Consider the following 23,626-nt stretch of genomic DNA (forward strand, 5'->3'; position numbering starts at 1 on the left):
CTTTTTCGAGGTTTCCATGAGTCTTCTTCACGTGCGCCGTCGCGACGTCCTTCTTGGAGCAGGCGGCTTCACGCTCGCGCAGCTCGTAGGCTGCGCCGGCAAGCCGGCCGACACGCCGGCGACGGCGAAGAACGCCGCGACCGTCACGCCTCCGCCCGCGGTGAAGCCGGGGCTCGTGCTGGCGTACTTCGGGCAGTTCGGGGTCGACGAGAACCTGATGCGCGAAGGCCTCGCCGCCGCGCTCGCGAAGGGCGCCGATCGCGCGGACCTCTACTTCGAGCACAAGGTGACGACGTACCTCACGCTCGAGGACGGGGAGGTGAACCGCGCCTATACGGCGGTCGATCTCGGCGTCGGGGTGCGCGCGGTGAAGGGCGACCAGACCGGTTATGGCTACACCGAGGAGCTCACGGTCGACGCGATCCGGCGCGCCGGTCAGACCGCGGCGTCGGTCGCGAGCGGCCCCGCGCGCTCGGCGCCGGCGGCGTTCGACGTCGGGCCGCTCCCGAAGCGCTACACCGCGAAGGTGCCGTGGGACACGGTGAAGGCCGACCAGCGGCTGCCGCTCCTCGCGCGCATCGACGCCGAGACGCGCGCGGCGGACGCGCGGATCAAGAAGGTCCGCGCCTCGATGGCGGACGACTACGGCGCGATCCTGGTGGTCGACCACGAGGGCCGCGTGTTCGAGGACGTCATCCCCAACACGTCGCTCTACGTGAACTGCACGGCGGAGGACAAGGGCCGCCGCGAGACGAACGGACACAACGTCGCCGCGCGAGCGGGGCTCGAGTTCTACACCGACGATCGGATGGCGCGCCTCATCAAGGAGGCGGCACGATCGACGATCGTCCTCTTCGACTCGACCCCGGCGCCGCTCGGCGAGATGCAGGTCGTCCTCGCGCCGGGCGCGTCCGGCATCCTCCTCCACGAGGCGATCGGCCACGGCATGGAGGCCGACTTCAACCGCAAGAACGCGTCGATCTACGCCGACCGGATCAACAAGCCGATCGCGAAGCCGATCGTCAGCATCGTCGACGACGGCACGATCGACTTCGCGCGCGGCGCGATCAACGTCGACGACGAGGGCAACCCCGCCGAGAAGACGGTGCTCGTCGACAAGGGCACGCTCGCGACGTACCTCCACGACTCGATCTCGGCGAAGCACTACGGCGTGAAGTCGACGGGGTCGGGGCGGCGGGAGAGCTTCCGCCACGCGCCGCTGCCGCGCATGCGCGCGACCTACATGCTCCCGGGGCCCCACACCGAGGAGGAGATCATCAAGTCCGTGAAGAAGGGCGTCTACTGCTCGAAGTTCACGAACGGCCAGGTCCAGATCGGCGCCGGCGATTTCACCTTTTACGTGAAGAACGGCTTCCTCATCGAAGACGGGAAGCTCACCAAACCCGTCACCGACGTGAACCTGATCGGCAACGGGCCCAAGGTCCTCGAGCAGGTCGACATGGTCGCGAACAAGCTCGAGTTCGACGAGGGCGGCTGGACGTGCGGGAAGGCGGGGCAGTCGGTCCCGGTCTCGCTCGGCATGCCCGCCGTGCGCGTCGCGAGCATCACCGTCGGCGGAAGGAAGGCCTGAGATGAGCGCAGAGACGAAGGCGCTCGCGGAGTCGGCGAAGACCGCGCTCCAGCTCGCGAAGAAGCACGGCTGCTCCGACGCGTCGGCGAACGCGTCGATGGAGCGCGAGGTGAACACGCAGTGGCGCGACGGCAAGATCGAGAAGGTCTCCGACGCCACGAGCAAGTCGGTGTCGCTCGGCGTCTACGTCGACGGCAAGTACGGCTCGATGACTACGAACGACCTCCGCCCCGCCGCGCTCGACAAGTTCGTCGCCGACGCGGTGTCGCTCGTGCGCGCGCTCGCGAAGGACCCGCACCGCAAGCTGCCGGATCCGTCGCTCTACGCGGGCCGGCACGAGGGCGACCTCGAGATCTTCGATCCCGACGTCGCGGGCCTGACGTCGGAGATGCGGGTCGCGCGCGCCCGCTCGCTCGAGGAGGCGGCGCGCTCGGTGCCGGGGAGCGACAAGATCGTCTCCGTCACCACGAACGTCGGCGACTCGACCTACCACTCGTTCCGCGTCACGACGAACGGCTTCGAGGGGGGCTATCGCGCGACGTCGATCTGGGTCGACGCGGAGACGGCGGTGAAGGACGACGACGGCCGCCGGCCCGAGGACTACTCCGCGGCGGCGGTGCGGTTCGCGAAGGACCTGCCGTCGGACGCGGAGATCGGCAAGGACGCGACGCTGCGCGCGCTCGCGAAGCTCGGCGCGAAGAAGATGGGCTCGGGCACGATGCCGATCATCGTCGAGGCGCGCGCGGCGCGCGGCCTCCTCGGGCACCTGATGGGCCCGATGAGCGGCGGCGCGCTGCAGCAGAAGCAGTCGTTCTACGAGGGCCGGATCGGCAAGCAGGTGGCGAGCAAGGCCTTCACGCTCACGGACGAGCCGCTCGTCAAGCGCGGCCTCGCCTCGCGCGCCTTCGACTCCGAGGGCATCACGGCGAAGCCGCGCGCGCTCATCGAGAAGGGCGTGCTGAAGTCGTACCTCCTCGACACGTACTACGCGTCGAAGCTCGGCCTCTCGCCCACCACCGGCCGCGTCTCGAACCTGGTCGTGGCGCCGGGCACGAAGTCGCTCGCGACGCTGCTCAAGGACATGAAGAACGGCATCCTCGTGACGTCCTTCCTCGGCGGCAACTCGAACTCGACGACGGGCGTATTCTCCCTCGGCCTCGCGGGCTACCGCGTCGCGAACGGCGAGAAGAAGGAGGCGGTCTCGGAGATGAACCTCTCGGGGAAGCACGTCGACTTCTGGTCCAAGCTCGTCGCTGCCGGCGACGACCCGTACCGCTGGTCCTCGTGGCGGTCCCCGTCCCTGATGTTCGACGGCACCTCGATCGCGGGCAAGTAGCGGCTGCGATGCGAACGACGCAAATGCTGGTCTGCGTGGGCGCGCTCGCGTTGGGCGCGTGCTCGCCGCATGTCGGGGGGCTCGCGAGCTTTCCCGTCCTCTCGAAGGCGCCGCTCGCGGGGTACGAGAAGGTCGCCGACGTCGACGAGAAGCGCTGCTCGCACGTCGTCCTCTTCGTCGGCTGGGGCGACGACGCGAACCACGAAGCGCTCGTCACCGATCTCCTCCAGCAGCACAAGGGCGACGCGATCGCCAACGCGGAGCTGACCTTCTTCTCCATCCCCGCCCTCGTCTACAACCAGCGCTGCGCCCGCGTTCGCGGCACCGTCGTGCGGAGAGCAGGTGGCGCGTGAAGACGACGCTCCGCTTGCTCGCCGCCGCGCTCGCGCTCTCCGGCTGCACGATCAGCACGATCGACGCGCCCGTCACCGTGACGACCAAGCCGCTGCCGGAGGCGGCGCGCCCGGCCGTCGCCGCGGAAGGCAAAGAGGTCACCGGCGAGAGCTGCTCGCGCTCGATCCTCTTCATCATCCCGATCGGCGTCGCGACCGTGAACAGCGCGGTCGAGGACGCCCTCGCGCAAGCCCCCGGCACCGACACGCTCCTCCGCTACGAAGAGCGCCAGACCTACGTGAGCGCGCTCGTCTACCACGAGTTCTGCACGCAGGTGCACGGCTACGCGGTGTCGTCGCAGCGGCTCGCGCAGCCGTAGCCGCGAGCGCGCGTCAGGCGCGGCGGCGGCGGAGGGAGAGCGCGAGGCCGAGCGCGAGCGCGGCCGCGAGCCAGCCGCCGCGCGAGCCGCTCGAGGCGGGGGAGGCGTTGCAGCCTTCGTCCGCCGGCGCGGCCTCGTTCGGCGTCTGCCGGATGCCGCCGTTGCTCGTGTCGCCCGACGTCGACGACGTGTTGCTGCTGCCGCCGTTGCTGCTGTCGCCCGACGTCGACGACGCGTTGCCGCTCGCGCACTTGCCGTCCGTCGCCGCCTTGCCGTCGGGGCACGTGATGCAGTCGCTCGCGCCTGGGCCCTTGCACTCGGAGCCGCACGACGCGTCGCACTTCGGTAGCACGTTCGCGAGCGAAGGCACGTCGCCCAGCGTCTTGAACGTGAAGCCCTCCGCCTCGAGCTTCGGCACGATGTATTTCACCATGTCGACGGTATTGCCGGTACCGCTGGTTTCGTTGTGATTGCCGGTGTTGCCGACTGCGTCGTGGAAGAGGACGATGCCGTTCTTCAGCGCCAGGATCTCCTTGATGTAGAGATCGCCGCACGCCTTCGTCGTCATGTTCTTCTGCCAGCACTCCCAGTCCGCGGCGCGGTTGGTGTCGGTCGGGCCGCCGCCGGCCGTCCAGTACACGGGACCCGCGTACTTGTTCATCGGCGAGTCCTTCACCGCGTTGAACGCGGCGTCGTTCCACGCGCCGTAGGGGGCGCGGAAGAAGAGGCGGTTGTAGACGGTGTACTTCGCGATCGAGGTGTCCGTCTCCTCGATGTCCTTCGTGATCTCGGCGCCGATGCTCGGCATCGCGCGGTGGGTCGTGGAGTGGTTCGCGACCCAGTGCCCCGTCGCGCGGATCTTCTCGAGCGACTTCTCCGCGTCCGCGACGGGCTGCGAGCAGCTGTGGTTCTCGAGCGTCGTCGCCTTGATGCACGCGCCGTTGACGAAGAACGTCGCGACGATCGGCTTCGGCCGCTTCGAGAGCCACTCCGCGAGCTCGCCGGTGACGTCGAGCGGTCCGGGCCCGTCGTCGAAGGTGAGGACGATCTCCTTCTCCTTCAGATCGGCGCCCGTGATCGCCTCCGGCTCCGCGATGAGCGGCTGCGCCGCGCTCCCGATCGTCTCCTCGCGCTCGCTCCCGCGGAGGTCATGACCGCAGGCCGCGATCGCAAACAGGAAAAGCCCCACGCCGACACCGAAGCGCTTCATGCGCTCGAGGATAGCGAGACCGCGCGCGAAAAGCTGCAGAAGCCGTCACGCTTCGCGCAGGTGACGATGTGCGTCAGCGGTCGACGCCGAGCTGGGCGCGCGCTTCGGAGTAGGCGTCGGTGACGCTGAAGGTCATGAGGTCGCGCGCCTCGACGTGGCGCGCGATCCACGCCGCGCGCTCCTCCGGCGCGGTGGGGGCGCCCTCCTGGCCCAGCGTCCACGCGATCCCCTCCAGCGCGCCGTTCGGATCGCCGATCGCGAGGAGCGCGGCGCGGTTCGCCCACGACGAGCCCGCCGTCGCGAGCGCCTGCCACTGCGCGCCGACCATGCCCGCCGCCTCGAGCGCGATGACGCCGACGGTGGGATCGACGTTGCGCGGCAGCGCGGCGCCGATGCGGCGCGCCAGCTCGGCGTGGCGCTTCGGGTCGAGCCCCTGCGGCACGTAGGTGGGGTTGAACGCGGTGAAGAGGGCCGCGACGAGGACCGGGATGTCCTGCTCGTTCGCGCGCACGAGCGCGGACGCGTGGCTCAGGATCATCTTGAGCGCGCGGACGACGACGAACATGCGCGCCGCCTCGTTCCGCGCGCGCGCGAGCGGCTCGCCGACGAGGAGCGTCGGCGGGTTCGTCGCGAGCGGGACCGCGACCTTGCCGAGGTTCGGCGAGACCAGAATTTGCAAAGCGCCGAGGCCGACCACGGTCGCGACCGAGCCGACGGTGGCGCCGATCGGCGTGCCCGGCTGGAGCGGGGCGGCCTTGAGCGCCTTCAGGTCCACCGCCGCGACCGCGTCGACCGCGCTCCCGGCGCGCTGGAAGAGCACGCGCAGCGCGGGGCTCATGAGCTCCGGCGCGAGGAGGTCGTCGAGGCGCGGATCGACCGCGCGCGCCTCCGCGCCGAGGAGCTCGGAGGGGTTGCCCTCCACCGCGGCGAGGGTGGCGGCGACGACCTTCGCCGCGTCGCGCTTGCCGCGGAGCTCGAAGGCGGCGTGGAGCACCTGGAAGAGGGACGGGACGAAGCGGCCCTGGGCGAAGGAGCGGCGCGCGTCGCCGGCGGCGCGGTCGAGCAGGATCTGCATCGCCGGCATCTGCCGCTGCCGCGCGTAGAACTCCGCCATCGCGCGGAGGGCGACGACGGAGGTCGGGAACTCCTTGCGCGCGGAGTCGAGGACCTGCTCGCTCTTGCGCGGATCGCGCCCGACCTGCTCGTGGATCTTCGCGAGCTCCACCAGCGCCGCGAGCCGCGCGTCGGGGTCGGTCGCGGCGGAGATGATCTCCTGTTGTGCCTCGACCGCCTTCGTCACGTCGCCCATCCGCTTGTAGACGTCGACGAGCTTCGCGATCACTCCCTGGTCGTCGGGCGCGCGCTTGCGCACCTCCTTGTACGCGACCTCCGCGCGCGAGAGGTTCGGCGCGTGCACGGCGTAGATCTCGCCGAGGCGCTCGTAGATCTGGCGCTGCTCGTCGGCGTCGGGCAAGAGCCGCGCGAGCCGCACGTACGCGGACTCGGCCGCGGCCCAGTCGCCCTCGCGGCCGGCGACCTCCGCCATCGCCGAGAGGGCGGTCGTGTGATCGGGCCGCTTCTCGAGCGCGCTCTCGAGCGCCGACTTCGCCTTGCCGAGCTCGCCCATCTCCGCGAACGCGCGCGCGAGCTCGACCTCGAGCGCGACCCGCTCGTCGTCGTCGTTCGCGCCCTCGAGGCGGCGCTCGAGGAGGTGCGCGAGCTCGGCGTCGAGCCGGCGCTCGGCGTAGAGCGCGGTGAGGCGCGGGAAGACGTCGGCGTAGGTGGGATCGATCTCCGCCGCCGCCTCGAGCGCGCTCATCGCGCGCTCCGCGTCCTTCACCTCGTCGCCCCACAGCTTCGCCGCGTCGTGCCAGGCGAGGAGCTGGTGCTCGCGGACCACGCTCGTGCGCGCGAGGCTCTCGCACGCCTCCGCCGCTTCGCGCGGCTCGCCCGCCGTCGCGCGGACCTCGGCGAGGAAGCCCCACGTCACGACGTCGCCGGGGTCCTCCGACGCGGCCTGCTCGAGGTAATTGCGTGCATCTTGCACGCGACCGAGCCGCGCCGCCGCCTCGCTCGCGCGGAGGAGGAGGGTGCCGCGCTCGGCCGGACGCTGCGTGCGCTCGAGGAGCGCGTTCGTCGTCATCAGGAGGGCGTCGTGGTCCTGGCGGAGGCGCGCGTGCGCGTTGAGCGCGCGGAGCGACCAGAGCGAGGCCTCCGGCTGCGTCGCGGCGAGGCGCGCCATGTCGTGCGTCTTCTCCCACGGCGTCGGCTCGCCGTAGGCGGTGGGCTGGCCCGCGCCTTCGCGGGCGCGGAGCCGCGCGCAGTGCTGCGCGTGGCCGGTGACCTCGCCGCCGGCGGTGCCGTCGAGCGCGAGCGCGATCTGCTCGAAGACGGGCGCGAGCTCGTCGTCGCGGCCCTCCGTCATCAGCGTCTGCTCGACCCAGCGGAGGCTCGGGAGGTGACGCGGCGACGTCTCGAGGATCGACTGGTGCCAGAGCAGCGCCGCGGCGGCGTCCTTCTTCGCGAACGCGTCGAGGTCGGCGAGGCGCTCGAACGCCTCGCGCCGGACGTCCTCGCTCTCGGACGTCTTCGTGACCTCGATGAGCTCCTCGGTCTGCCGCGTCGTGTCGCCGGTCTCGAGCTCCGCGCGCTCGAGGAGCGGTCCGCCGAGACCGCGGTCTCCGGCCTCGATCGCGTTCTTCGCCGCCGTCCGCATCTCCTCGAACTTGCCGGCGCGCCCGTGCTCGCGCGCGGCCTCGACCCAGAGCTGCGCGGCCGCGGCCGGGGTCGCCGCCGCCTTCGCCGCGCGGCGCTCGCGCCAGGCGCCGCGGTCGTCGAGCTCCTCGATCGCGAGGCGCTCGTGGAGCTCGCGCAACGCGACGTCGTCGGGGCGATCGCGCTGCGCCTCCTCGAGGCGGCGGCTCGCGATCTCGGGATCGCGATCGGCGACGAGGAGCGCCTCGCGCACGGCGTCGAGCGCGTTCTCGAACGGATCGGTCGCGATCGCGCGGCGCTCCTGGATCCAGCGGAGGACCTCGTCGAGGTCGCCCTTCCGCCGCGCGACGCGCTCCGCGAGGAACGCGCCGATGCCGAGCTGCGGCGCGGCGCGGTGCACGCGCTCGAGCAACGGCGCGCGCGCGTCGTCGGCGACCGCTCCGCGCGCGAGCGCCTCGAGGCGGAGGACGGCCGGTCCGAGCCCGTCGGGCTGATCGTCCGCGATGCGGAGCAGCTCGGCGCCGAGGTCGACCTCCGGATCCAGCTCCGCCGCGATGCGGACGACGCCCTCGCCGGGCCGCTCGCCCTTCGCCGCCGCTCGCCACGCGGCGCGCGCGCGATCGCGATCGCCGGCGCGCTCCGCGACGATCGCGGCGGCGATCCCGCTCGCGTCGCTCCCGAGCTCGGAGAGCGTCTCCGAGACCTCGCTCCAGCGCTTGCCGTGCACCGCCGACTCGAGCATCACACCCGTCGCCGACGCGTTCGGCGTCGCGATCGACTCGAGCGCCTCGTCGATGCCGAGGTCGGGCTCCTTCGCCGCGAGGAGGCGGCCGAGCGCGGCGAGCGCGCGCGTCTCCTGCTTGCCGGACACGCGCCGCGAGCGCCCGATCGCCTCGCGTCCGGTGTCCTCCGTGAGCATCGGCGCGAGCGCGGTGACCGCGTCGGCGAGCGCCGTGAGCGAGGGCTCGGCGGCGAGCTTCGCGACCGTGTCCACGTCGACCTTCGGCTCGCTCTTCGACGCCGCGAGGAGCGCCACCGTCGCGTGCTCCGCGGGCGAGAACGCCTCCGCGGTCCCGCCGAGCGCCGCCGTCACGAGCTCCGGATCGCCGAGCTCGATCCCGCGCGCCGCGAGCTGCCGCCGCGCGCGCGGATCGTCGTCGGCCGCGAGCGTCTTGAGCGAGCGCGCCGCCGCGCGCCGCGCCGCGATGTGCACCGAGCCGATCGCGGCCGAGAGCCAGAGCGCGCCGTGCGCGAGCTCGGGGATCGCCGCGATCTCGCCGATCGCCGCCGCCGCGCCGACGACGTCGCCGTCGGTGAGCGCGTTCCGCGCGGTGCGGAGGCCGTCGTTGATCGGCAGCTCCTCGACCTCCGCTCCGGGGCGCACGACGCCGCGGAGGCGCAGCGCGGTCGCGACCGCCTTGTCGAACGCGACGAGCTCCGAGTTGTCGGCGAGGTTCAGCGCGCCCGAGGCGTGGCTCTCCTGCGCGAGCGCGATCGCGGCCCGCGCGACGGGGGCGCGCGGATCGGCGGGCTCGAGCTTGCACGCGCTGTCCCAGCGCTCGATCGCGGCGTCGCCGTCGCCGTTCGCGCGGAGTATGTCCGCCGCGAGCAGCGTCGCGTGCGCGCGCGAGGCGGAGGTGGGCGACTCGCTCGCCTCGGCGTCGAGCGCGTCGACGAGGAGGTCCGGATCGCGCGGGAGGAGCTGGCGCGCCTGGCGGCTCGCGAGCGGGAGGTTCGGCGCGACCGCCTTCGCCTCGTTCGCGTAGGCGAGCGCGCGCTCGCGATCGCCCGCGATCGCGGCGAGCTCGCTCACGGCGAGGAGCGCGCGGCCGCGCGCGGCGTCGTCTTCGAGCGAGCGCGCCTCCTCCTCGAGCCAGAGGATCCGCGCGTTCCACTTGTCGAGGCGCGCGGCGTCGAGCCAAGGCGACGACGAGCCGACGATCGGCGCGTCGGGCGTGGTCTCCGGCGCGAGCGGCGCGAGCGACGTCCGGACGAGCGTCGCGCCCTCGGACTCCGGCTCGATCCGGAACGACGGGCTCTCGCCGGTGTCGCCGTGGTCCACCGCCGCGGGGCCGGCGAGCAGCGTCGGCGCGGCGACCTCGGTCTCCGCGCGCGGGAGCGCGCGCATCGCGGGCAGCTCGTTCGTGTCGTCGTCGGGCACGTCGTCGAGCGCGATCGTCGCGTCTTCGTCGGGCTCCGGGATCGGCAGCGGCGCCGCCTCCGCCACCGGCGGCGGCGCGGCGGGGGGAGCCGCCGACGGGCGGATGAGCGTCTCGTCGCTGTCGTCGAGGAAGGGGCCGAGCTCGGTCGACGCCGCGGGCGGCACGTCGAGGCGCGGGCTCGACGCCTGGCGCGAGAAGAGCTGCTCGAGGCCACCGCGCGCCGAGGACGGCGGAGACGGAGGAGGCGGCGGCGTCGCGATCGCATCCGGCGTCGACGTCCCCGGCACGTCGACTGGCACGTCGACGCTCTCGGACGGGGCTCCGACGGGAGCGGGGTCCCGGCGCTGAAAGAGCAGCGTCTCGTCCTCGCCCTCCGGCGGGAGCGGGAGATCGGGCGGCAGCGAGCCGGTCTCGTGCCGCGGCCGCGTCGCGGGCTCGGCGCCGAACGCGACGGGCCGCACGCTCTTCGGCGGAGGCGGCAGGCTCTTCGGCGCGCTCTGCGGCGGCGGCGGGATGCTCTTCGGCGGCGGCGGGATCGCCGCGTCGGGCGCCACTTCGGCCGAGGTCGACTCCACCGCCGGCGCGATCGAGGGCGTGAACGAGTTCTTCTCCCAGTCGTCGAGCGCGCTGTCCCAGTCGTCGTCGCCGAGCCCGCCGAGCACGTCCTTGGGGTCTTCGCCGCTCATCCTTGCGCCTCCAGCCCGAGGGCGCGTCGCAGCTCGAAGTACGGGCGCGAGTGAATGAAGCGGAGGAGCTCGTGCGCGCGCGCGTCGTCGCGGACGAGCGCGGGGAGGCGATCGACGCCCTCGTTGAACAGGTCGACGAGGACGAGCACGATGTCGCCGGAGGCGAGCGTCGCCGAGCGCGCCTGCGAGCTCCGCGCGCGGGCCGCCCACTGCCGCGGATCCGCGCCGGAGGCCACGAACGAGCGGCAGATCGGCTCGATCTGGTTCCGCGTCCGCCGCGCGATCGCCTTGCCGATCGCGCGCTCGACGTCCGCCTGCATCGCGTACGGCGGACCGTCGTAGCGGACCTTCGTGATGTTGCACGCCGCGGTGACGATCGCGCCCACCGTCGCGTCGTCGCGCCAGCGCGTGATCGTGGTCCCGCGCGCGAGCCCCATCAGCTCGCGGGCGAGGCGCGCGCGCGTCGTGGTCGAGAGCGGCGCGCTCACGGAAGGGCCGATCACGATCGCGGGAGGGTCTCCCGCGATCCCCTGCACCCCGCTCGCGTCCTTGCCGCCGATGTAGAGATCGAACTGGCTGATCCCGAACGCGCCCGCCCACTGCGCGATCTCGGTGCGGAGCGAGAGGCCGGAGCGCGGATCGACGCGGTCCTTCTTCGTCACCCCGACCGACTCGCGCGAAGGCCCGAGCGCCTCGCCGATCGTGGGGCCGAGCGCGACGAACAGCTCCGAGATCGCGCCTTCGTCGCCGGGGGCGAGGACCTGGCGGATCATCGGCTCCGAGAGCGACACCTGCGGGAGGCGCGGCTTGCGGCTCGAGTAGTTGGCGACGAGCTGCTCGCTCGAGCCGTCGGGCCCCGCGATCGCGATCGCGCTCGAGAGCGCGGCTTGCTCGAGCGCGTTGTCGCCGAGCGCGCGGGCGATGCGCGCGAGGCGCTTCTCGGAGTCGGCGACGGCGGGCTGGGTGTGGAGCGAGAGCAGGATCGCGTCGCGGCTCCGCTCGAGCAGCGCGCGCCGCTCGCGGACGCTCGCGTCGAGGCCGATGACGAGGTCGAGCGCCTCGGTGTCGGCCGGCGACTCCTCGAGGATCTTCGCCGCGGCCTTGATCGCGCTCGCCGGCGTCATCAAGCGGTCGCGGTGGATCGCCATCGCGAGGCGCGCGGCCTCGACGCGGCCCTCCTTCTCCGGCCGCTCCATCATCAGCTCCTCGAGGATGCCGGTCGCCTTCGCCCACGCGCCAGTGCGGGCCGCGGAGCGCGCGAGGCGCTCGCGGACGGGGAGGGTGGTGAGCCCCGCGCGATGCAGCTCGACCAGCACCTCGAGCGCGTCCTCGTGGCGCGCGAGCTTGTTCTCGTAGAGGTCGACCGCGGCGACGCCGGCGGTGACGCGGTTCTTCGCCGGCGCGGCCTCGACCGTCGCGAGCTTCGCCAGCTTCTCTGCCGCCTCCGCGAACATGCCGCGCTTGATGAAGATCTCGCCCGTGAGCGCGAGCGCGCCGACGTGACTCTCGTCGAGGGTCGTGACGTGCTCGAGCGCGTCGAGCGCGGCGTCGGGATCGCCCTTCTCGCGGAGCGCGCGCGCTTGCTCCCAGTAGAGCTTCGCGATCTCCTGCGGGTCGTCCGTCACCGCGAGGCGCCGCTCGATGAGCTCGAGGAGCTTCTCGCTGTCCTTGCGATCGCGCACGCGGCGGAACAACCGATCGAACGCGATCGGGCGCGTCGGATCGCGGAGGAAGCTCGCGTCGAGCGCGGGCTCGACCTTCGCGTCGTACGCCGCGCCGAGATCGCTCCACGCGATCGCGGCCTGCTCCCAGAACGCGGCGCCGCGCCCGGGATCGAGGCAGCGCTTGCCGAGCTCCTCCGAGGCGCTCGCGTACGACTCCTTGTCGCCGAGCTCCTCCGCCGCCGCGCGGACGCCCTCCCACGCGTGCAGCTCGTCGGGGCGCACCGAGGTGACGGCGCGGAACACGTCGAGCGCGGCGGCGGGCTCGCCCGCGGCGAGGGCGGACCAGCCCGCGAGGCCCATCGCGTCGGTCTCGGTCTCGTCGCCGAGCGCGCCGTCGAGATCGGAGAGCGCGGCCGCGCGCCGGCGCGGATCGGAGCCCGGCGGCGAGAGCTCGAGGTTCGCGAGCAGCACCGCCGGCGACGAGCCCGCCACGAGCGCGTGGTGATCGTCCGGCGCGATCGCCCACGCGAGGAGCGCCGCGCTCGCGTGGAGCGCCTCCTTCGCCTCGTCGCTCGAGACCTCCGCGAGCGCGCGGCGCGCGGGGACCTCGCTCGCGAGCTCGCCGCTCGCCATCGCGGCGGCGAGCCACTCGATCGCCGCCGTCGCGCCGCCGCCGGCCTCGAGCCATCCCTGCGCGGCCGCGAGCGCGTCGCCCCCGCTCTCGCGCGCGATGCGGAGCCGCTCCGCCGCGGCGGCGGCCTTCGTCTTGTCGCTCGCGGCGGCGACGAGATCGAGCGCGGCGCCGACCGCCTCCGGATCGGTGCTCCCCTTCGGCCACGCGATCCACCCGAGCGCGGCGGCGAGCCGGATCGGCGCGTGCGTCTCGCCGAACGCGGCGGCGAGGGCGGTCCCGGCCTCGTCCGGATCGCCGAGGCACGCCTCGAGGCCGAAGCGCTCGAGCGCCGCGCCGCCGTCGCTCCCTGCGAGCTCGATCGCGCGGCGCCGCCCCTCCACCGTGTCGATCTCGACGCCGCGCGCGGCCCACGCGAGCGGCGCCTTCGCCGCGTCGGGCTCGAGCGCGGCGGCGGACTCGAAGTGCTGCGCGGCGGCGGCGCGATCGCCGAGGCGCCACTTCTCGAGGCCGGCCTCGAGGTGGCGCGCGGCCGACGCCTCGGGGTCCTCCGCCGTCGCCTCCGCGGCCGCGGCCGCGACACGCGCAGCCGCGGCGCGATCGCCGGCGAGCCGGAAGATGTCGGCGAGGTAGGCGCCGACGAGCGGATCGGTCGCGTCGTCCTTCGCGAGGCTCTCGAGGTGCGCGATCGCGGCGGCCTCGTCTCCCGCCGCGCGCGCGCGGAGCGCGCACACGAGCGTGAGGCTGCGGCGCTGGGCGGGGTCCTCGATCTCCGCGGTGAGCTCCTCGAGCGCGGCGCGCGCGCGGGCGGGATCGAGATCGGAGGAGCCGAGCGCGTCGAGCGCGCGTCCGATCCAGGCGCCCTCCGGCAGATCGCGGAGCGCGGCGGTCGCCTTCGCCGCGCCGGCCTCGTCGCCCTGCGCGAGGCGCATGCGCGCGAGCTCGATCCAGAGCGGCGGCAGCTCCGGGCTCGTCGGATCGCTCGCGAGGTGATCGAGCAGCGCCTGCGTCGCGTCCGCGTACCACGCGCGATCGCCGCGGAGGCTCGCGAGGCTCCGCCCCATGCGCGCGATCGTCTCCTTCGCGACGCCGCACGCCGCCGCCTGGCCGAGCGCCTCGCGCGCGCGCGCCCCGTCCTCCGCGCGCGTCGCCCAGGCGTAGGCGGCGAGGAGGAGCGCGCGGCCCTGCGCCTCGCCCGCCGCGCAGTGTCGCGAGAGCGCCTCGAGCTCCTCAGCGAAGCCGGCGCCGTCCTCGCTCGCCTCGAGGAGGTCGATCGCGAGCGCGCGCGCCGGCGCCGACGCGGGGTCGCGCTCGGTCGCGCGGGTGAGCGCCGCGAGCGCGCGCGGCACGTCGCCCTCGCTCGCGGCGTGCTCGGCGATGCGCATCGAGAGCGCGGCCGCGAACCCGCCGTCGGTCTCGCCGACCATGCGTCGCTCCGCGAGCTCGGCCGCGAGCTGGGTGTTGCCCGCGCGCTCGGCGAGGCGCATGCGCTCGGCGAGCACGATGCGCTCGATCGCGGCGGAGGTCTCGCGGCTCACCTCGCTGCTCGCGGTGTTCTCTTCGTGGCGCGGCGCGGCCTCGGCGAGGACCGCGAGCGCGCGATCGAGGAGCTGGGCCGCGCGATTGAGCTCGTTCGCCGAGGTCCGCGCGTCGGCGGCGGCGAGGAGCAGGTCGACGACGTGCGGCGTCGTCCGGCACCAGAGCGGGACACCTTCGAGCGACGGGCGCTCCGCGGGGCGACCCATCGTCTCGTGGATCATCTCGGCGAGCGTCTCGAGCGCGTCGGCGAGGAGGCGGCTCCGCGCGTGCGCGTCGGGCGTGCCCGGCAGCCCGGGGTCGGCGCGGAGGACGCGCGCGCTCGTCGCCGCGGCGAGGAAGGCGGCGCGCCCTCCCTCTTCGCGCGCCCGCTTCAGGATCTCGACCGCGCGATCGACGTCGCCGCTCGCGGCCACGATGCGCGCGACGTCGATGAGGAGGAGCCCGTGCCAGGTCGGGTTCTCGCTCAGCTCGGCGCGGCCGGTCAGCGCCTCCTCGCGCTGCGCCACGTCGCCGAGCTTCGCCGCCACCATCTCGAGCGCGAGCCACGCGGGCCCGAGCTCGGCCGGGATCGCGCCGGTCTCGGTCGCCTCGCGCGCGAGGCCGCGCGCGCCCTCGAGGTCCTTCTGCACGTCCTCGAAGAACACCGCGCGCTGGGTGAGCGCCCGCGCGCGCTCCTCCGGCGTCGACGCCGCCGCGACGAGCGCCTCGATCAGCTTCCCGACGTTGGAGAGCGAGCGCCGTCGTTCGAGCAAACGAACGAGGCCCTCGAGCGGCTCGCGGAAGCTCGTGTCCGAGTTGTACGAGGCGAGGTAGTCGCGCGCCGCGCCCGACTCGTCGCCGCCGCCTTCCTGGATCTCGGCCGCCTCGACGAGGAGCCGCGCCTTGCGCGCCTTGTCGATCGTCGCGTCGACCTCGGCGCGGAGGCGCGCCACCGCGGATGCGATCGCCTCGATCTTCTCCACCGGCGCGGGCGGGAGCTGCGAGGCGCCCGCGCTCGCGAGCTCCTCCGGCTCGTCCTTCGGCTTCGGCTTCGCGATGATCGGGACGAGCTTCGCCGGCTCCGGGAGCGGCAGCGGCTGCTTGTCGACGATGGTCGGGTGCGGGTCTTCGTGGAAGACGGTGGGCGCGAGCTCGGCGGGATCGACCACCGACGCCCGCCGCGGCGGGAGCGGCGGTGGCGGCGGCGGTTTGTTGATCTCGGCGCCGTCGACGAACGAAGGACGGCGCGGCGGCGGGAGCGGCGGAGGCACGGAGACGCGCGGAGAGGGACTCTCGTCCTCCTCCGTGACCTCCATCGTCACGACCTCGGGCGAGTCGTCTTCGCCTTCTTCAGGCGACGGCGTCTCCTCGGGGTTCTCCGTCGGATCCTCGGGCATTCAGCCGCGACAACGATACGCGGATCCTCAGAGAATGGCAGCGAGCTTCTCGTTGACCTTCTCTTCGATCGTGCCCTTCATCATCTTGAGCATGAACGGGAGGTCGATCGCGACGCGGACGTCCTTCTCGGTCACCGCGACCTCGCCCTTCGTGCCCTTGGCGGCGCCGCTCTTCGCGTCGAACTTGATCGTGTTCCCGTCCCACTTCCACTCGATGCCGAACTTCTGCGCCATGCCGTTGGCGAGCTCTTCCGCCTTCTTCTTGGCGTCGTCGAGGGGGAGGGAGTGGGACTTGTTGATGTCGATCGTGGCCATGCGGGCGAAGCTACCGAGGCCGAAAACGTTAGTCGAGCCGTTTCACGATCCAGTAGCCCTTCGGCGTCTCGATCACGTCGGAGACCCCGTTCGCGGCGAGGCTGAACACGACCGCCTCCACCGCCGGGTCGAGGACGCCGCGCGGGATGCGACCGATGTCGTCGGCGGAGCCGGAGTCGCCCTTGCCGACCGCGCCGTGGAAGTCGGCCTGCGCCATCGGGAGCAGGCCGTCGGCGAGCTCCTTCGCCTGCGCCTTCGGCCGCGCGTTGTTGGGCGCGCCCTCCGCGCCGGCGAACGTGACGAGCACGACGCCCATCTTCACCGCGCGCGGCGCGCCGACCGGCAGGGTGAGCCCGCCGTCGCCGAGGAGCGGCAGCGCGAGCGCGAGGCCGGCGTCGAGCTCGGTCGTGGACGTGACGATGGTGGGGCCGGTCCCGGCGTCGGGCTCGGCCGAGCTCGTCGGCGCGGCGCCGGCGTCGAGGACCGCGGCCGCGGGCTTCGCGTCCATCGACTCGTACGTGAGCATGCCGGCGACGCCGATCGCGGCGAGCGCCGCGAGCACGGACGCCCACTTCTGCGGCCCGTCGGCGGGGCGGCTATGTCCGTGATCGAGCGGCGCCACGTTCAGTGCGCCTTCTCGTCGCCGGGGGTCCCCTCCTGCTCCTCCGTGATCGGAGACGGAGGCGGGCCCCACTCTTCGAACGGGCGCATCGTCGCGGCGGGCGGATCGCCGTAGAGCTCGAGCTGCGCGGCGAGCCAGTTCTCCTGGTCGACGAGCGCCTTCTTCTCGGCCTCGAGCTTCGGCGTCATCTCCGTCGCGCTGAGGATCTTCTCGAGCTTCGGCTGGATCTCGGCGAGCTCCTTGCGGACCGGGACCGGATCCATGCCTTCGCGCGCGGCGAACTCGTCCGCGAGGATGAGGCACTTGTTCGGCCCCGCCTCCGCGAAGCCGGCGCCGACGGCGACCTTCTTGGTCTCGTTGCCGACGCGGTACGAGACGAGGCCGGCGCGGATCGCGGCGACCATCGGGAGGTGGCCCGGCAGGACGCCGAACTCGCCCTGGACGCTCGGCGCGGTGACCTCGTCCACGCTCTCGCTGAGGGCCTTGCCCTTCGGCGTGACGATCTCGAGCTCGATCTTCTCGGCCATGGCCTTACTTCTTCGACTTCTTGAGGAGGTCCTGGGCCTTCGCCTTCATCTCCTCGATGTTGCCGACCAGGTAGAAGGCCTGCTCCGGGTACTCGGCGTCGTCGTCGAACTTGCCGGCGAGGATCTCCTTGAAGCCCGCGATCGTCTCCTTGAGCGGGACGTACTTGCCGGGCGAGCCCGTGAACTGGGCGGCGACGAAGAACGGCTGCGAGAGGAAGCGCTGGATCTTGCGCGCGCGCGAGACGGTGAGCTTGTCCTCCTCCGACAGCTCGTCCATGCCGAGGATCGCGATGATGTCCTGGAGGTCCTTGTACTTCTGGAGCGTCGACTGGACCTTGCGCGCGACGTCGTAGTGCTCCTGCCCGAGGACGTTCGGGTCGAGGAGGGTCGACGTCGAGTCGAGCGGGTCGACGGCGGGGTAGATGCCGAGCGCGGCGAGATCGCGCGAGAGGACGGTCGTGCCGTCGAGGTGCGCGAACGTCGTCGCGGGCGCGGGGTCGGTGAGGTCGTCGGCGGGGACGTACACCGCCTGGATGCTCGTGATGGAGCCCTTGTTCGTCGAGGTGATGCGCTCCTGGAGCGCGCCCATCTCGGTCGAGAGCGTGGGCTGGTAGCCGACGGCGGAGGGGATACGGCCGAGGAGGGCGGACACCTCCGAGCCGGCCTGCGTGAACCGGAAGATGTTGTCGATGAAGAGGAGGACGTCCTGGCCCTCTTCGTCGCGGAAGTACTCGGCGACGGTGAGGGCGGAGAGCGCGACGCGGGCGCGCGCGCCGGGGGGCTCGTTCATTTGCCCGAAGACGAGCGAGGTCTTCGAGATGACGGGCTCGCCCGACTCGAGGAGCGCCGACTTCATCTCGAGGAAGAGGTCGTTGCCCTCGCGCGTGCGCTCGCCGACGCCGGCGAAGCAGGAGACGCCGCCGTGCGCCTTCGCGACGTTGTTGATCAGCTCCTGGATGAGGACGGTCTTGCCGACGCCGGCTCCCCCGAAGAGGCCGATTTTGCCGCCTTTCCTGTAAGGCGCGAGAAGGTCGATAACCTTGATTCCGGTCTCGAAGACCTCGATCTTGGTCGACTGGTCCTGGAAGAGCGGCGGGGGCTTGTGGATCGGAGACGAGCGCTTCGCCTGGACGGGCCCGGCCTCGTCGACGGGCTCGCCGACGACGTTGAGGATGCGGCCGAGGCACTCGGGGCCGACCGGCATCGCGATCGGGTTGCCGGTGTCGCGGACTTCCATGCCGCGGACGAGGCCGTCGGAGGTGTCCATCGCGATCGCGCGGACGGTGTTCTCGCCGAGGTGCTGCGCGACCTCGAGGGTGAGGTTGTCCGCGTCCTTCGAGATGCCGGGGTTCGAAACCTTGAGCGCGTTCAAGATCTTCGGGAGCTTGCCGTCCGCGAACTCGACGTCGACGACGGGACCGATGACCTGAACGACCTTGCCTTTGCCGGCGGCGCCAACGGAGGGCGAATTCATATCTGAGCGGGCTCCTTGTGCACGCTTGCTAGGGCCGATGCCCCAGAAAGACGAGACGGCGCGCGCTCTAACATGGAGCTTTCCGCCGTTCAATCGCGTCGGACTGAACGCCCGTCAGGGGCAGCAGATCGTGCTCGGTTCGGTGAGCGCCGGCGCCGGCGTCGACGCGCCGACGCTGCAGGTCACGCGCGGGATCGCGTTGAAGCGGCGTGAGTTGTACGAGCTCGCCGCCACCGCCTTGCACTCCAGGTCGTCGATCGTCGCGACCGGGTTGTTGCAGTTCGCGCCCTGGTAGTACGTGATCGTCCCGCCGCAGGTCCCCTGCGCGGTGCAGGAGCAGGCGCCGCAGCTCACGGTCGCGCTGGCACCGACGAGCCGCTTGTTCGGGAGGCTGGCAGGGCAGGCCTGATCGCCAGCGGCGCGGAGGCACACGGCGAAGCCCGCCGTCGGGGCGCACACGCACGTCGTCCCGCCCGCCTTGGTGGAGCACGCGCGGACCGCGGTCGTCCTCACGGCGGCAGGGTTCGAGATCGGCGCGGACGTGCAGGTCGCGGGCCCCGACGGCTGCGGACCGGTCACGCGGTGGTAGTCGGCGAGCGTGTTGCCGTCGTTCACGCAGCCGCCGTCGTTGACGGTGTGCGACGCGCCGGTCGAGCCGCAGCTCGCCGTGCCGCCGTAGTTGTACCTGCTGCCGTACGTGCCGCTGTTGCAGGAGGGCGTCGCGGTGACGGTGCACTCCGCGCACGTGCACGCGCCGGCCTCGGCGACGGGGGCGCTCACGTGGTCGGTCGCCGCGAGATCGCCGGCGCACGGAGCGCCGGGATCGGCGGCGATCGCCACGTGCGTCCAGCCCGCCGGCGCGTCGACGGCGCATTCGCACGCCGGCGGGGGATCGGCGTCCGGCGCGGCGTCGAGCGGAGGCGCGGCGTCGAGCGGAGGCGCGGCGTCGAGCGGAGGCGCCGCGTCGGCGGGCGTCGCGTCGGCGGGCGTCGCGTCGGCGGGCGTCGCGTCGGTCGGGGCCGCGGCGTCGATGGGCACCGCGCCGTCCTCGGGGGCGCCCGTACCCGTCAGGTCGAGGCCGCAGCCGTGGAGCGCGACGACGCCCGCCGACGTGGCGACGAACAGCGCGCGGGCGATCGGTCGCATGGGTGCTGCAGGCTATCCTGCGCTCCATGCGTTGGCGACCCGGCGTGCTCTCGCTCGTGCTCCTGGCGTGCGCGCCGTCTCCGTCGTCGCCGCCGCGCGCGGCGGAGCTCGACGTCCCGAAGATGCCGGACGCGGGCGCGCCGCCGCCGGTCGCGCTGCGAGCGACGGCCGACCGCGCCGTCGGCACGTGCGGCGGCGCGACGGCGGGTGAGGCCGCGCCGCCGCTCGTGGCTTCGTCGATCGACGATCGCGGCGTCGCGATCGAGCCCGGCAAGGTGACGGTGCTCCACTTCTGGGCGACGTGGTGCGCGCCGTGCGTGGCCGCGATGCGCAACCTGCAGGTCTTCCACACGCGCTTGGGGGCGGAGGGCCTGAACGTCGTCGCGGTCTCCGTCGACGACGACGAGCCGCCCATCCCGGCGTTCGTGCGCGAGCTCGGCCTCACGTACCGCGTCGCGTGGGACGGCAAGCACGAGGCGGCCGAGTGCTGGAAGGTCCCCATCATGCCGACCACCTTCGTCGTCGACCGCGCGGGGATCGTCCGCTTCGTGCACGCCGGGTATCGTCATCCGGAGGACTCCATCGCGCTCGCGAACGAGGTCGCGTCCCTCCTCTGATCGGAGCTCATCGCTTCGCGACGAAGGCCACGGGGACGACCAGCGCGCGGTCGTCGCCGGTCGCGGGGAAGCTCGCGGCGCCGAGGGCGCGCGCGAGGCAGGCGGCGACCTCGTCCGACAGGCCGCTGTTCGAGAGGACGAGGGCCTCGCGAACCCTGCCGTCGGGGGCGATCTCGGCGCGGAGCACCACCTTGCCGTCGGTCGGCTCACCTCTCGCGAGGCCGTCCTGGTGGCAGCGACGGAACTGCGGGCGGAGCTTCGCGATGACGTCCTCCGCGCCGGGGGGCGCCTCGTTGCCGGCGCTCGCCGCGCTCGCGACCGCAGGCTCCGCGCGCATCTCCGCGAGCTCGGGCCCGGCCGCGGGCGCGCTCCGGATCGCGAACAGGATCGCCGCCGCCGCGGCGAGGACGATCGGCGCGACGAAGAGCACGAGCGGCGAGCGGCGAGGGGACGCGCGCCGGAACGCGTGGAGCTCGCCGAGCGCGAGCTCGAGGCGGGCCTCGCGCGCGAGCGCCGCCGCGCACGCGTCGCACGCGGCGCAGTGCGCGACGACCTCCTCGTCGTCGATCGCGCCGATCGCGAGCCCTTCGATCGTGATCGCGGACGGATGCTCAGTCATCGGAGACCTCGGTGGCGCGGGAGAAGTTGGTGTCGACGGGTTTGTCCGCGAGGGCGGCGCGGAGGCGGGCGCGCACCTCGCAGAGGGTCTGCCGGACGCGCTGCACGCTGAGCCCGACGCGCTTCGCGGCCTCGGCGTGCGTGATCGCCTCGTCGGCGTAGACGAGCTCGAAGACCTCGCGCGCCTTGGGCGAGCAGCGATCGAGCTCGGCGCTCGCGACCTCGAGCTGCGAGCGGCTGACGAGGCGATCGAGCACGTTCGGCGCGGGATCCGAGATCGCGCGGAGCTCCTCGTCCGTCACCGCGGCGTCGCGGCGGCCTCTTCGGAGCTCGTCGCCGAGGAGGAAGAACGCCTGCCGGAGCGCGAGCCCCGGCAGCTCGACGTGCAGGATGCGCCCGGCGCGCTGGTGCGCGATGAGGCGCGCCCACGTCTCTTGCGTGATGTCGCGGGCGCGATCGATCCGGACGCCGCGCGCGAGGAGCGTGAGCAGCACGCGCCGATCGTGCTCGGCGATCAGCGCGTCCCAGTCGGGTCCTCGATGCGGTGTCGTGAGCGGCAAGGGGCCCTGGCGGGCGAGCAGCATGGATGGAGAACGTGCAGCTCGGCCGAACATATCGGGCGGGCGGGAAGGTTGTGCATAAGCCGTGGGAAGTGCTGCGAGCTTGACCATCCGCGGGCGGACGCCTATCGCCAATGCGTGATCTCGCAGGAGACCATCGCGCTCGTCAAAGAGCGCACCGACATCCTCGCGATCATCCAGGAGGCGGTGCCGTCGCTCAAGCGGCGCGGGCGCTCGTTCGTCGGGCTCTGCCCGTTCCACAAGGAGAAGACGGGCAGCTTCCACGTGAACCCCGACCGTGGTTTTTTCCACTGCTTCGGCTGCAAGGAGTCGGGCTCCGCCATCGACTTCCTCATCAAGCACGAGGGCTACACGTTCCCCGAGGCGGTGCGGGCCCTCGCGGAGCGCGCCGGCATCGCGGTCGAGGAGTCGAAGGACTCGTCGGCGTTCACGGAGTCCGATCGCCAGAAGAAGGCGCGGGACGAGCTCTACGCCGTCAACGCGCTCGCGGCCACGTTCTGGGAGGAGCAGCTCCGCAAGCACGAGCACCGCTCCTACGCGCTCGACGAGCTCGCGAAGCGCGACCTCTCGCCGGAGAAAGACGCCGACGTCCTCCAGGCCTTCCGCATCGGCTACGCGCCTTCCGGCTGGGACGGCCTCGCGCAGTTCCTGAAGGCGCAGGGCGTGTCGCCGTCCGCGGCGGAGACGGTCGGCCTCCTCGTCCCGCGCTCGAGCGGCTCGGGCTACTACGATCGCTTCCGCCACCGCCTCATGTTCGCGGTGATGGACCCGCAGGGCCGCGTCGTCGCCTTCAGCGGTCGCGCGCTCGCGGACCTCCCCGCGGAGCCCGCGCCACAGGAGCAGGTCTCGCGCTCCGCGCTCCGCTACATCGCGCCGAAGGACACCGGTCCTCCGCCGAAGTACATCAACTCCCCCGAGAGCCCGATCTACACGAAGGGGCAGATGCTCTTCGGCATCCATCAGGCGCGGCACGCGGTGCGCCAGGCGGGGGTCGCGGTGCTGGTCGAGGGCAACTTCGACGTCGTGTCGCTGCACGCGCGGAAGATCGACAACGTCGTCGGCATCCTCGGCACGGCGTTCACGCCCGAGCAGGCGAAGCTCCTCCGCCGCTTCGCGCCCTCGGTCGTGTTCCTCCTCGATGGAGACGCCGCGGGCAAGAAGGCGGTGCGCCTCTCGCGCGATCCGATCCGCAGCGCCGGCATGAGCGCGCGCGTGGCGTCGCTGCCGCCGGGGAGCGATCCCGACGAGGTCGCGCGCACGCGCGGGCCGCAGGCGATCACGGACCTCGTGAAGTCCGCTCGCGGCTACCTCGAGGCGCTCATCGAGATGGAGCTCGACGAGACCTTCAATCAGGGCGACGTCTTCGAGCGGCGCGAGCGCGTCTCGCGCGTGGTCCAGATCCTCGCGGAGGAGGACGACCCGATCGTGCACATGGAGCTGCGCGCGTTCGCCGAGCAGGCGGTCGGGGCGCGGCTCGATCTCCACGGGCTCCGCGTCGGTCAGGACGATCAGCACGCGACCCCGATCCTCGCCGCGCTCGAGCGCACGCTCCGCCAGCAGGAGGCCGACGCCCGCGCTCGCGGCGAGGTCCCGCGCGCGCTGCAGAAGCCGTCGCGCGAGGCCGAGAAGAAGCGCCTCGCCCCCAAGCCGCCCGGCTCCGAGCTCCGCCGGGCGATGCTCGCGGCCCTCATCGAGTGGCCGCAGCTCCTGGCCGACCCCGAGGTCGAGGAAGCGCTCGACGACCTCGAGGGGCCGAGCGTCACCTTGCTCGTAGCGCTCCGTCGCGCCTGGAATTTTGAACAAAATCGCTTGGATATCGATGCTTTTTTGGGGGCGGTGCCCCCTTCTTACGAGGGCTTCGCGCGTCAGCGCCTGGCCGACTCGGCGTCGGAGAGTCAATCCGCCGCAAAGGATCACTTGCTCAGGAACGCAAAACAGCTAAAGAGCCTCGTTCTGTCGCAGAGCGCCGCTCAGAACTCCCGCGAGATGTACCGAGCGCAGGGGGATTACGACGCTCAGCGGGATCTTCTCAAAGAAGCATCCGAAATGCTCCGCGCGAAGCAGGGCATCAAGGCCTGAGCCGACAGACACACGCCAAAGGAAA

At 72.7% G+C, this 23,626-nt stretch carries 16 protein-coding genes; 6 read left to right on the forward strand and 10 right to left on the reverse strand.

Annotated elements, in window-relative coordinates; all coding sequences use genetic code 11:
- The first annotated feature begins 16 nt into the window (after positions 1-16).
- Genes KF837_26545 through KF837_26560 form a run of 4 tightly spaced genes read left to right on the forward strand, consistent with a single transcriptional unit; the run spans position 17 to position 3,639 of the window.
- Positions 17-1,591, forward strand: a complete 1,575-nt coding sequence (locus tag KF837_26545) for a TldD/PmbA family protein (GenBank protein ID MBX3230908.1) — start codon at positions 17-19, stop codon at positions 1,589-1,591.
- Position 1,592: 1 nt separating this feature from the next.
- Positions 1,593-2,927: a TldD/PmbA family protein gene (locus KF837_26550; GenBank protein MBX3230909.1), complete on the forward strand. Its 1,335-nt coding sequence runs from the start codon at positions 1,593-1,595 to the stop codon at positions 2,925-2,927.
- Positions 2,928-2,935: 8 nt separating this feature from the next.
- Positions 2,936-3,280: a hypothetical protein gene (locus KF837_26555; protein ID MBX3230910.1), complete on the forward strand. Its 345-nt coding sequence runs from the start codon at positions 2,936-2,938 to the stop codon at positions 3,278-3,280.
- Positions 3,277-3,639 carry a hypothetical protein gene (locus tag KF837_26560; protein MBX3230911.1) on the forward strand — a complete coding sequence of 121 codons (363 nt, stop codon included), beginning with the start codon at positions 3,277-3,279 and terminating at the stop codon, positions 3,637-3,639. The genes KF837_26555 and KF837_26560 overlap by 4 nt, the downstream gene beginning before the upstream one ends.
- 13 nt (positions 3,640-3,652) lie before the next feature.
- Here KF837_26560 and KF837_26565 read toward each other — a convergent pair whose 3' ends face one another.
- From KF837_26565 to KF837_26600, 8 genes are all read right to left on the reverse strand, one after another.
- The gene (locus KF837_26565) at positions 3,653-4,849 is read right to left on the reverse strand and encodes a polysaccharide deacetylase family protein (GenBank protein MBX3230912.1); all 1,197 of its coding nucleotides are present in this window, start codon (positions 4,847-4,849) and stop codon (positions 3,653-3,655) included.
- A gap of 73 nt (positions 4,850-4,922) precedes the next feature.
- Positions 4,923-10,412 carry a hypothetical protein gene (locus KF837_26570; protein ID MBX3230913.1) on the reverse strand — a complete coding sequence of 1,830 codons (5,490 nt, stop codon included), beginning with the start codon at positions 10,410-10,412 and terminating at the stop codon, positions 4,923-4,925.
- Positions 10,409-15,622, reverse strand: a complete 5,214-nt coding sequence (locus KF837_26575; protein MBX3230914.1) for a hypothetical protein — start codon at positions 15,620-15,622, stop codon at positions 10,409-10,411. Before KF837_26575 ends, KF837_26570 begins: the two co-directional genes overlap by 4 nt.
- 27 nt (positions 15,623-15,649) lie before the next feature.
- Positions 15,650-15,937 carry a polyhydroxyalkanoic acid system family protein gene (locus tag KF837_26580; GenBank protein MBX3230915.1) on the reverse strand — a complete coding sequence of 96 codons (288 nt, stop codon included), beginning with the start codon at positions 15,935-15,937 and terminating at the stop codon, positions 15,650-15,652.
- 28 nt (positions 15,938-15,965) lie between these two features.
- On the reverse strand, positions 15,966-16,559 hold the full coding sequence (locus KF837_26585) for a peptidylprolyl isomerase (GenBank protein MBX3230916.1): 594 nt from the start codon (positions 16,557-16,559) through the stop codon (positions 15,966-15,968).
- Positions 16,560-16,561: 2 nt separating this feature from the next.
- Complete coding sequence (gene atpC, locus KF837_26590; GenBank protein ID MBX3230917.1) at positions 16,562-17,086, reverse strand: ATP synthase F1 subunit epsilon; 525 nt, start codon at positions 17,084-17,086, stop codon at positions 16,562-16,564.
- Between the two features lie 4 nt (positions 17,087-17,090).
- Positions 17,091-18,560 carry a F0F1 ATP synthase subunit beta gene (gene atpD / locus KF837_26595; protein MBX3230918.1) on the reverse strand — a complete coding sequence of 490 codons (1,470 nt, stop codon included), beginning with the start codon at positions 18,558-18,560 and terminating at the stop codon, positions 17,091-17,093.
- Positions 18,561-18,674: 114 nt separating this feature from the next.
- Positions 18,675-19,706, reverse strand: a complete 1,032-nt coding sequence (locus KF837_26600) for a hypothetical protein (protein ID MBX3230919.1) — start codon at positions 19,704-19,706, stop codon at positions 18,675-18,677.
- Between the two features lie 26 nt (positions 19,707-19,732).
- Between KF837_26600 and KF837_26605 the strand changes: the two genes are divergently transcribed.
- Positions 19,733-20,323, forward strand: a complete 591-nt coding sequence (locus tag KF837_26605; GenBank protein ID MBX3230920.1) for a TlpA family protein disulfide reductase — start codon at positions 19,733-19,735, stop codon at positions 20,321-20,323.
- A 7-nt stretch (positions 20,324-20,330) separates the two neighbouring features.
- On the opposite strand, the gene KF837_26610 is transcribed toward KF837_26605, so the two are convergent.
- The gene (locus KF837_26610) at positions 20,331-20,942 is read right to left on the reverse strand and encodes an AgmX/PglI C-terminal domain-containing protein (GenBank protein ID MBX3230921.1); all 612 of its coding nucleotides are present in this window, start codon (positions 20,940-20,942) and stop codon (positions 20,331-20,333) included.
- Entirely contained in the window at positions 20,935-21,525 is a 591-nt protein-coding gene (locus KF837_26615) for a sigma-70 family RNA polymerase sigma factor (protein ID MBX3230922.1), read from the reverse strand. The genes KF837_26610 and KF837_26615 overlap by 8 nt, the downstream gene beginning before the upstream one ends.
- 114 nt (positions 21,526-21,639) lie before the next feature.
- Here KF837_26615 and KF837_26620 point away from each other — a divergent pair, with 114 nt between their 5' ends.
- Positions 21,640-23,601: a toprim domain-containing protein gene (locus tag KF837_26620; protein ID MBX3230923.1), complete on the forward strand. Its 1,962-nt coding sequence runs from the start codon at positions 21,640-21,642 to the stop codon at positions 23,599-23,601.
- The last annotated feature ends 25 nt before the right edge of the window (positions 23,602-23,626 follow it).

The sequence above is a fragment of the Labilithrix sp. genome (genome assembly GCA_019637155.1).
Taxonomy (GTDB): Bacteria; Myxococcota_A; Polyangia; order Polyangiales; family Polyangiaceae; genus Labilithrix.

What these genes read in the sequence shown, in the direction of transcription:
- KF837_26545 (MBX3230908.1), top strand. Translation starts at nt 17, where the DNA reads ATGAGTCTTCTTCACGTGCGCCGTCGCGACGTCCTTCTTGGAGCAGGC.
- KF837_26550 (MBX3230909.1), top strand. Translation starts at nt 1,593, where the DNA reads ATGAGCGCAGAGACGAAGGCGCTCGCGGAGTCGGCGAAGACCGCGCTC.
- KF837_26555 (MBX3230910.1), top strand. Translation starts at nt 2,936, where the DNA reads ATGCGAACGACGCAAATGCTGGTCTGCGTGGGCGCGCTCGCGTTGGGC.
- KF837_26565 (MBX3230912.1), bottom strand. Translation starts at nt 4,849, where the DNA reads ATGAAGCGCTTCGGTGTCGGCGTGGGGCTTTTCCTGTTTGCGATCGCG.
- KF837_26570 (MBX3230913.1), bottom strand. Translation starts at nt 10,412, where the DNA reads ATGAGCGGCGAAGACCCCAAGGACGTGCTCGGCGGGCTCGGCGACGAC.
- KF837_26575 (MBX3230914.1), bottom strand. Translation starts at nt 15,622, where the DNA reads ATGCCCGAGGATCCGACGGAGAACCCCGAGGAGACGCCGTCGCCTGAA.
- KF837_26580 (MBX3230915.1), bottom strand. Translation starts at nt 15,937, where the DNA reads ATGGCCACGATCGACATCAACAAGTCCCACTCCCTCCCCCTCGACGAC.
- atpC (MBX3230917.1), bottom strand. Translation starts at nt 17,086, where the DNA reads ATGGCCGAGAAGATCGAGCTCGAGATCGTCACGCCGAAGGGCAAGGCC.
- atpD (MBX3230918.1), bottom strand. Translation starts at nt 18,560, where the DNA reads ATGAATTCGCCCTCCGTTGGCGCCGCCGGCAAAGGCAAGGTCGTTCAG.
- KF837_26600 (MBX3230919.1), bottom strand. Translation starts at nt 19,706, where the DNA reads ATGCGACCGATCGCCCGCGCGCTGTTCGTCGCCACGTCGGCGGGCGTC.
- KF837_26605 (MBX3230920.1), top strand. Translation starts at nt 19,733, where the DNA reads ATGCGTTGGCGACCCGGCGTGCTCTCGCTCGTGCTCCTGGCGTGCGCG.
- KF837_26610 (MBX3230921.1), bottom strand. Translation starts at nt 20,942, where the DNA reads ATGACTGAGCATCCGTCCGCGATCACGATCGAAGGGCTCGCGATCGGC.
- KF837_26615 (MBX3230922.1), bottom strand. Translation starts at nt 21,525, where the DNA reads ATGCTGCTCGCCCGCCAGGGCCCCTTGCCGCTCACGACACCGCATCGA.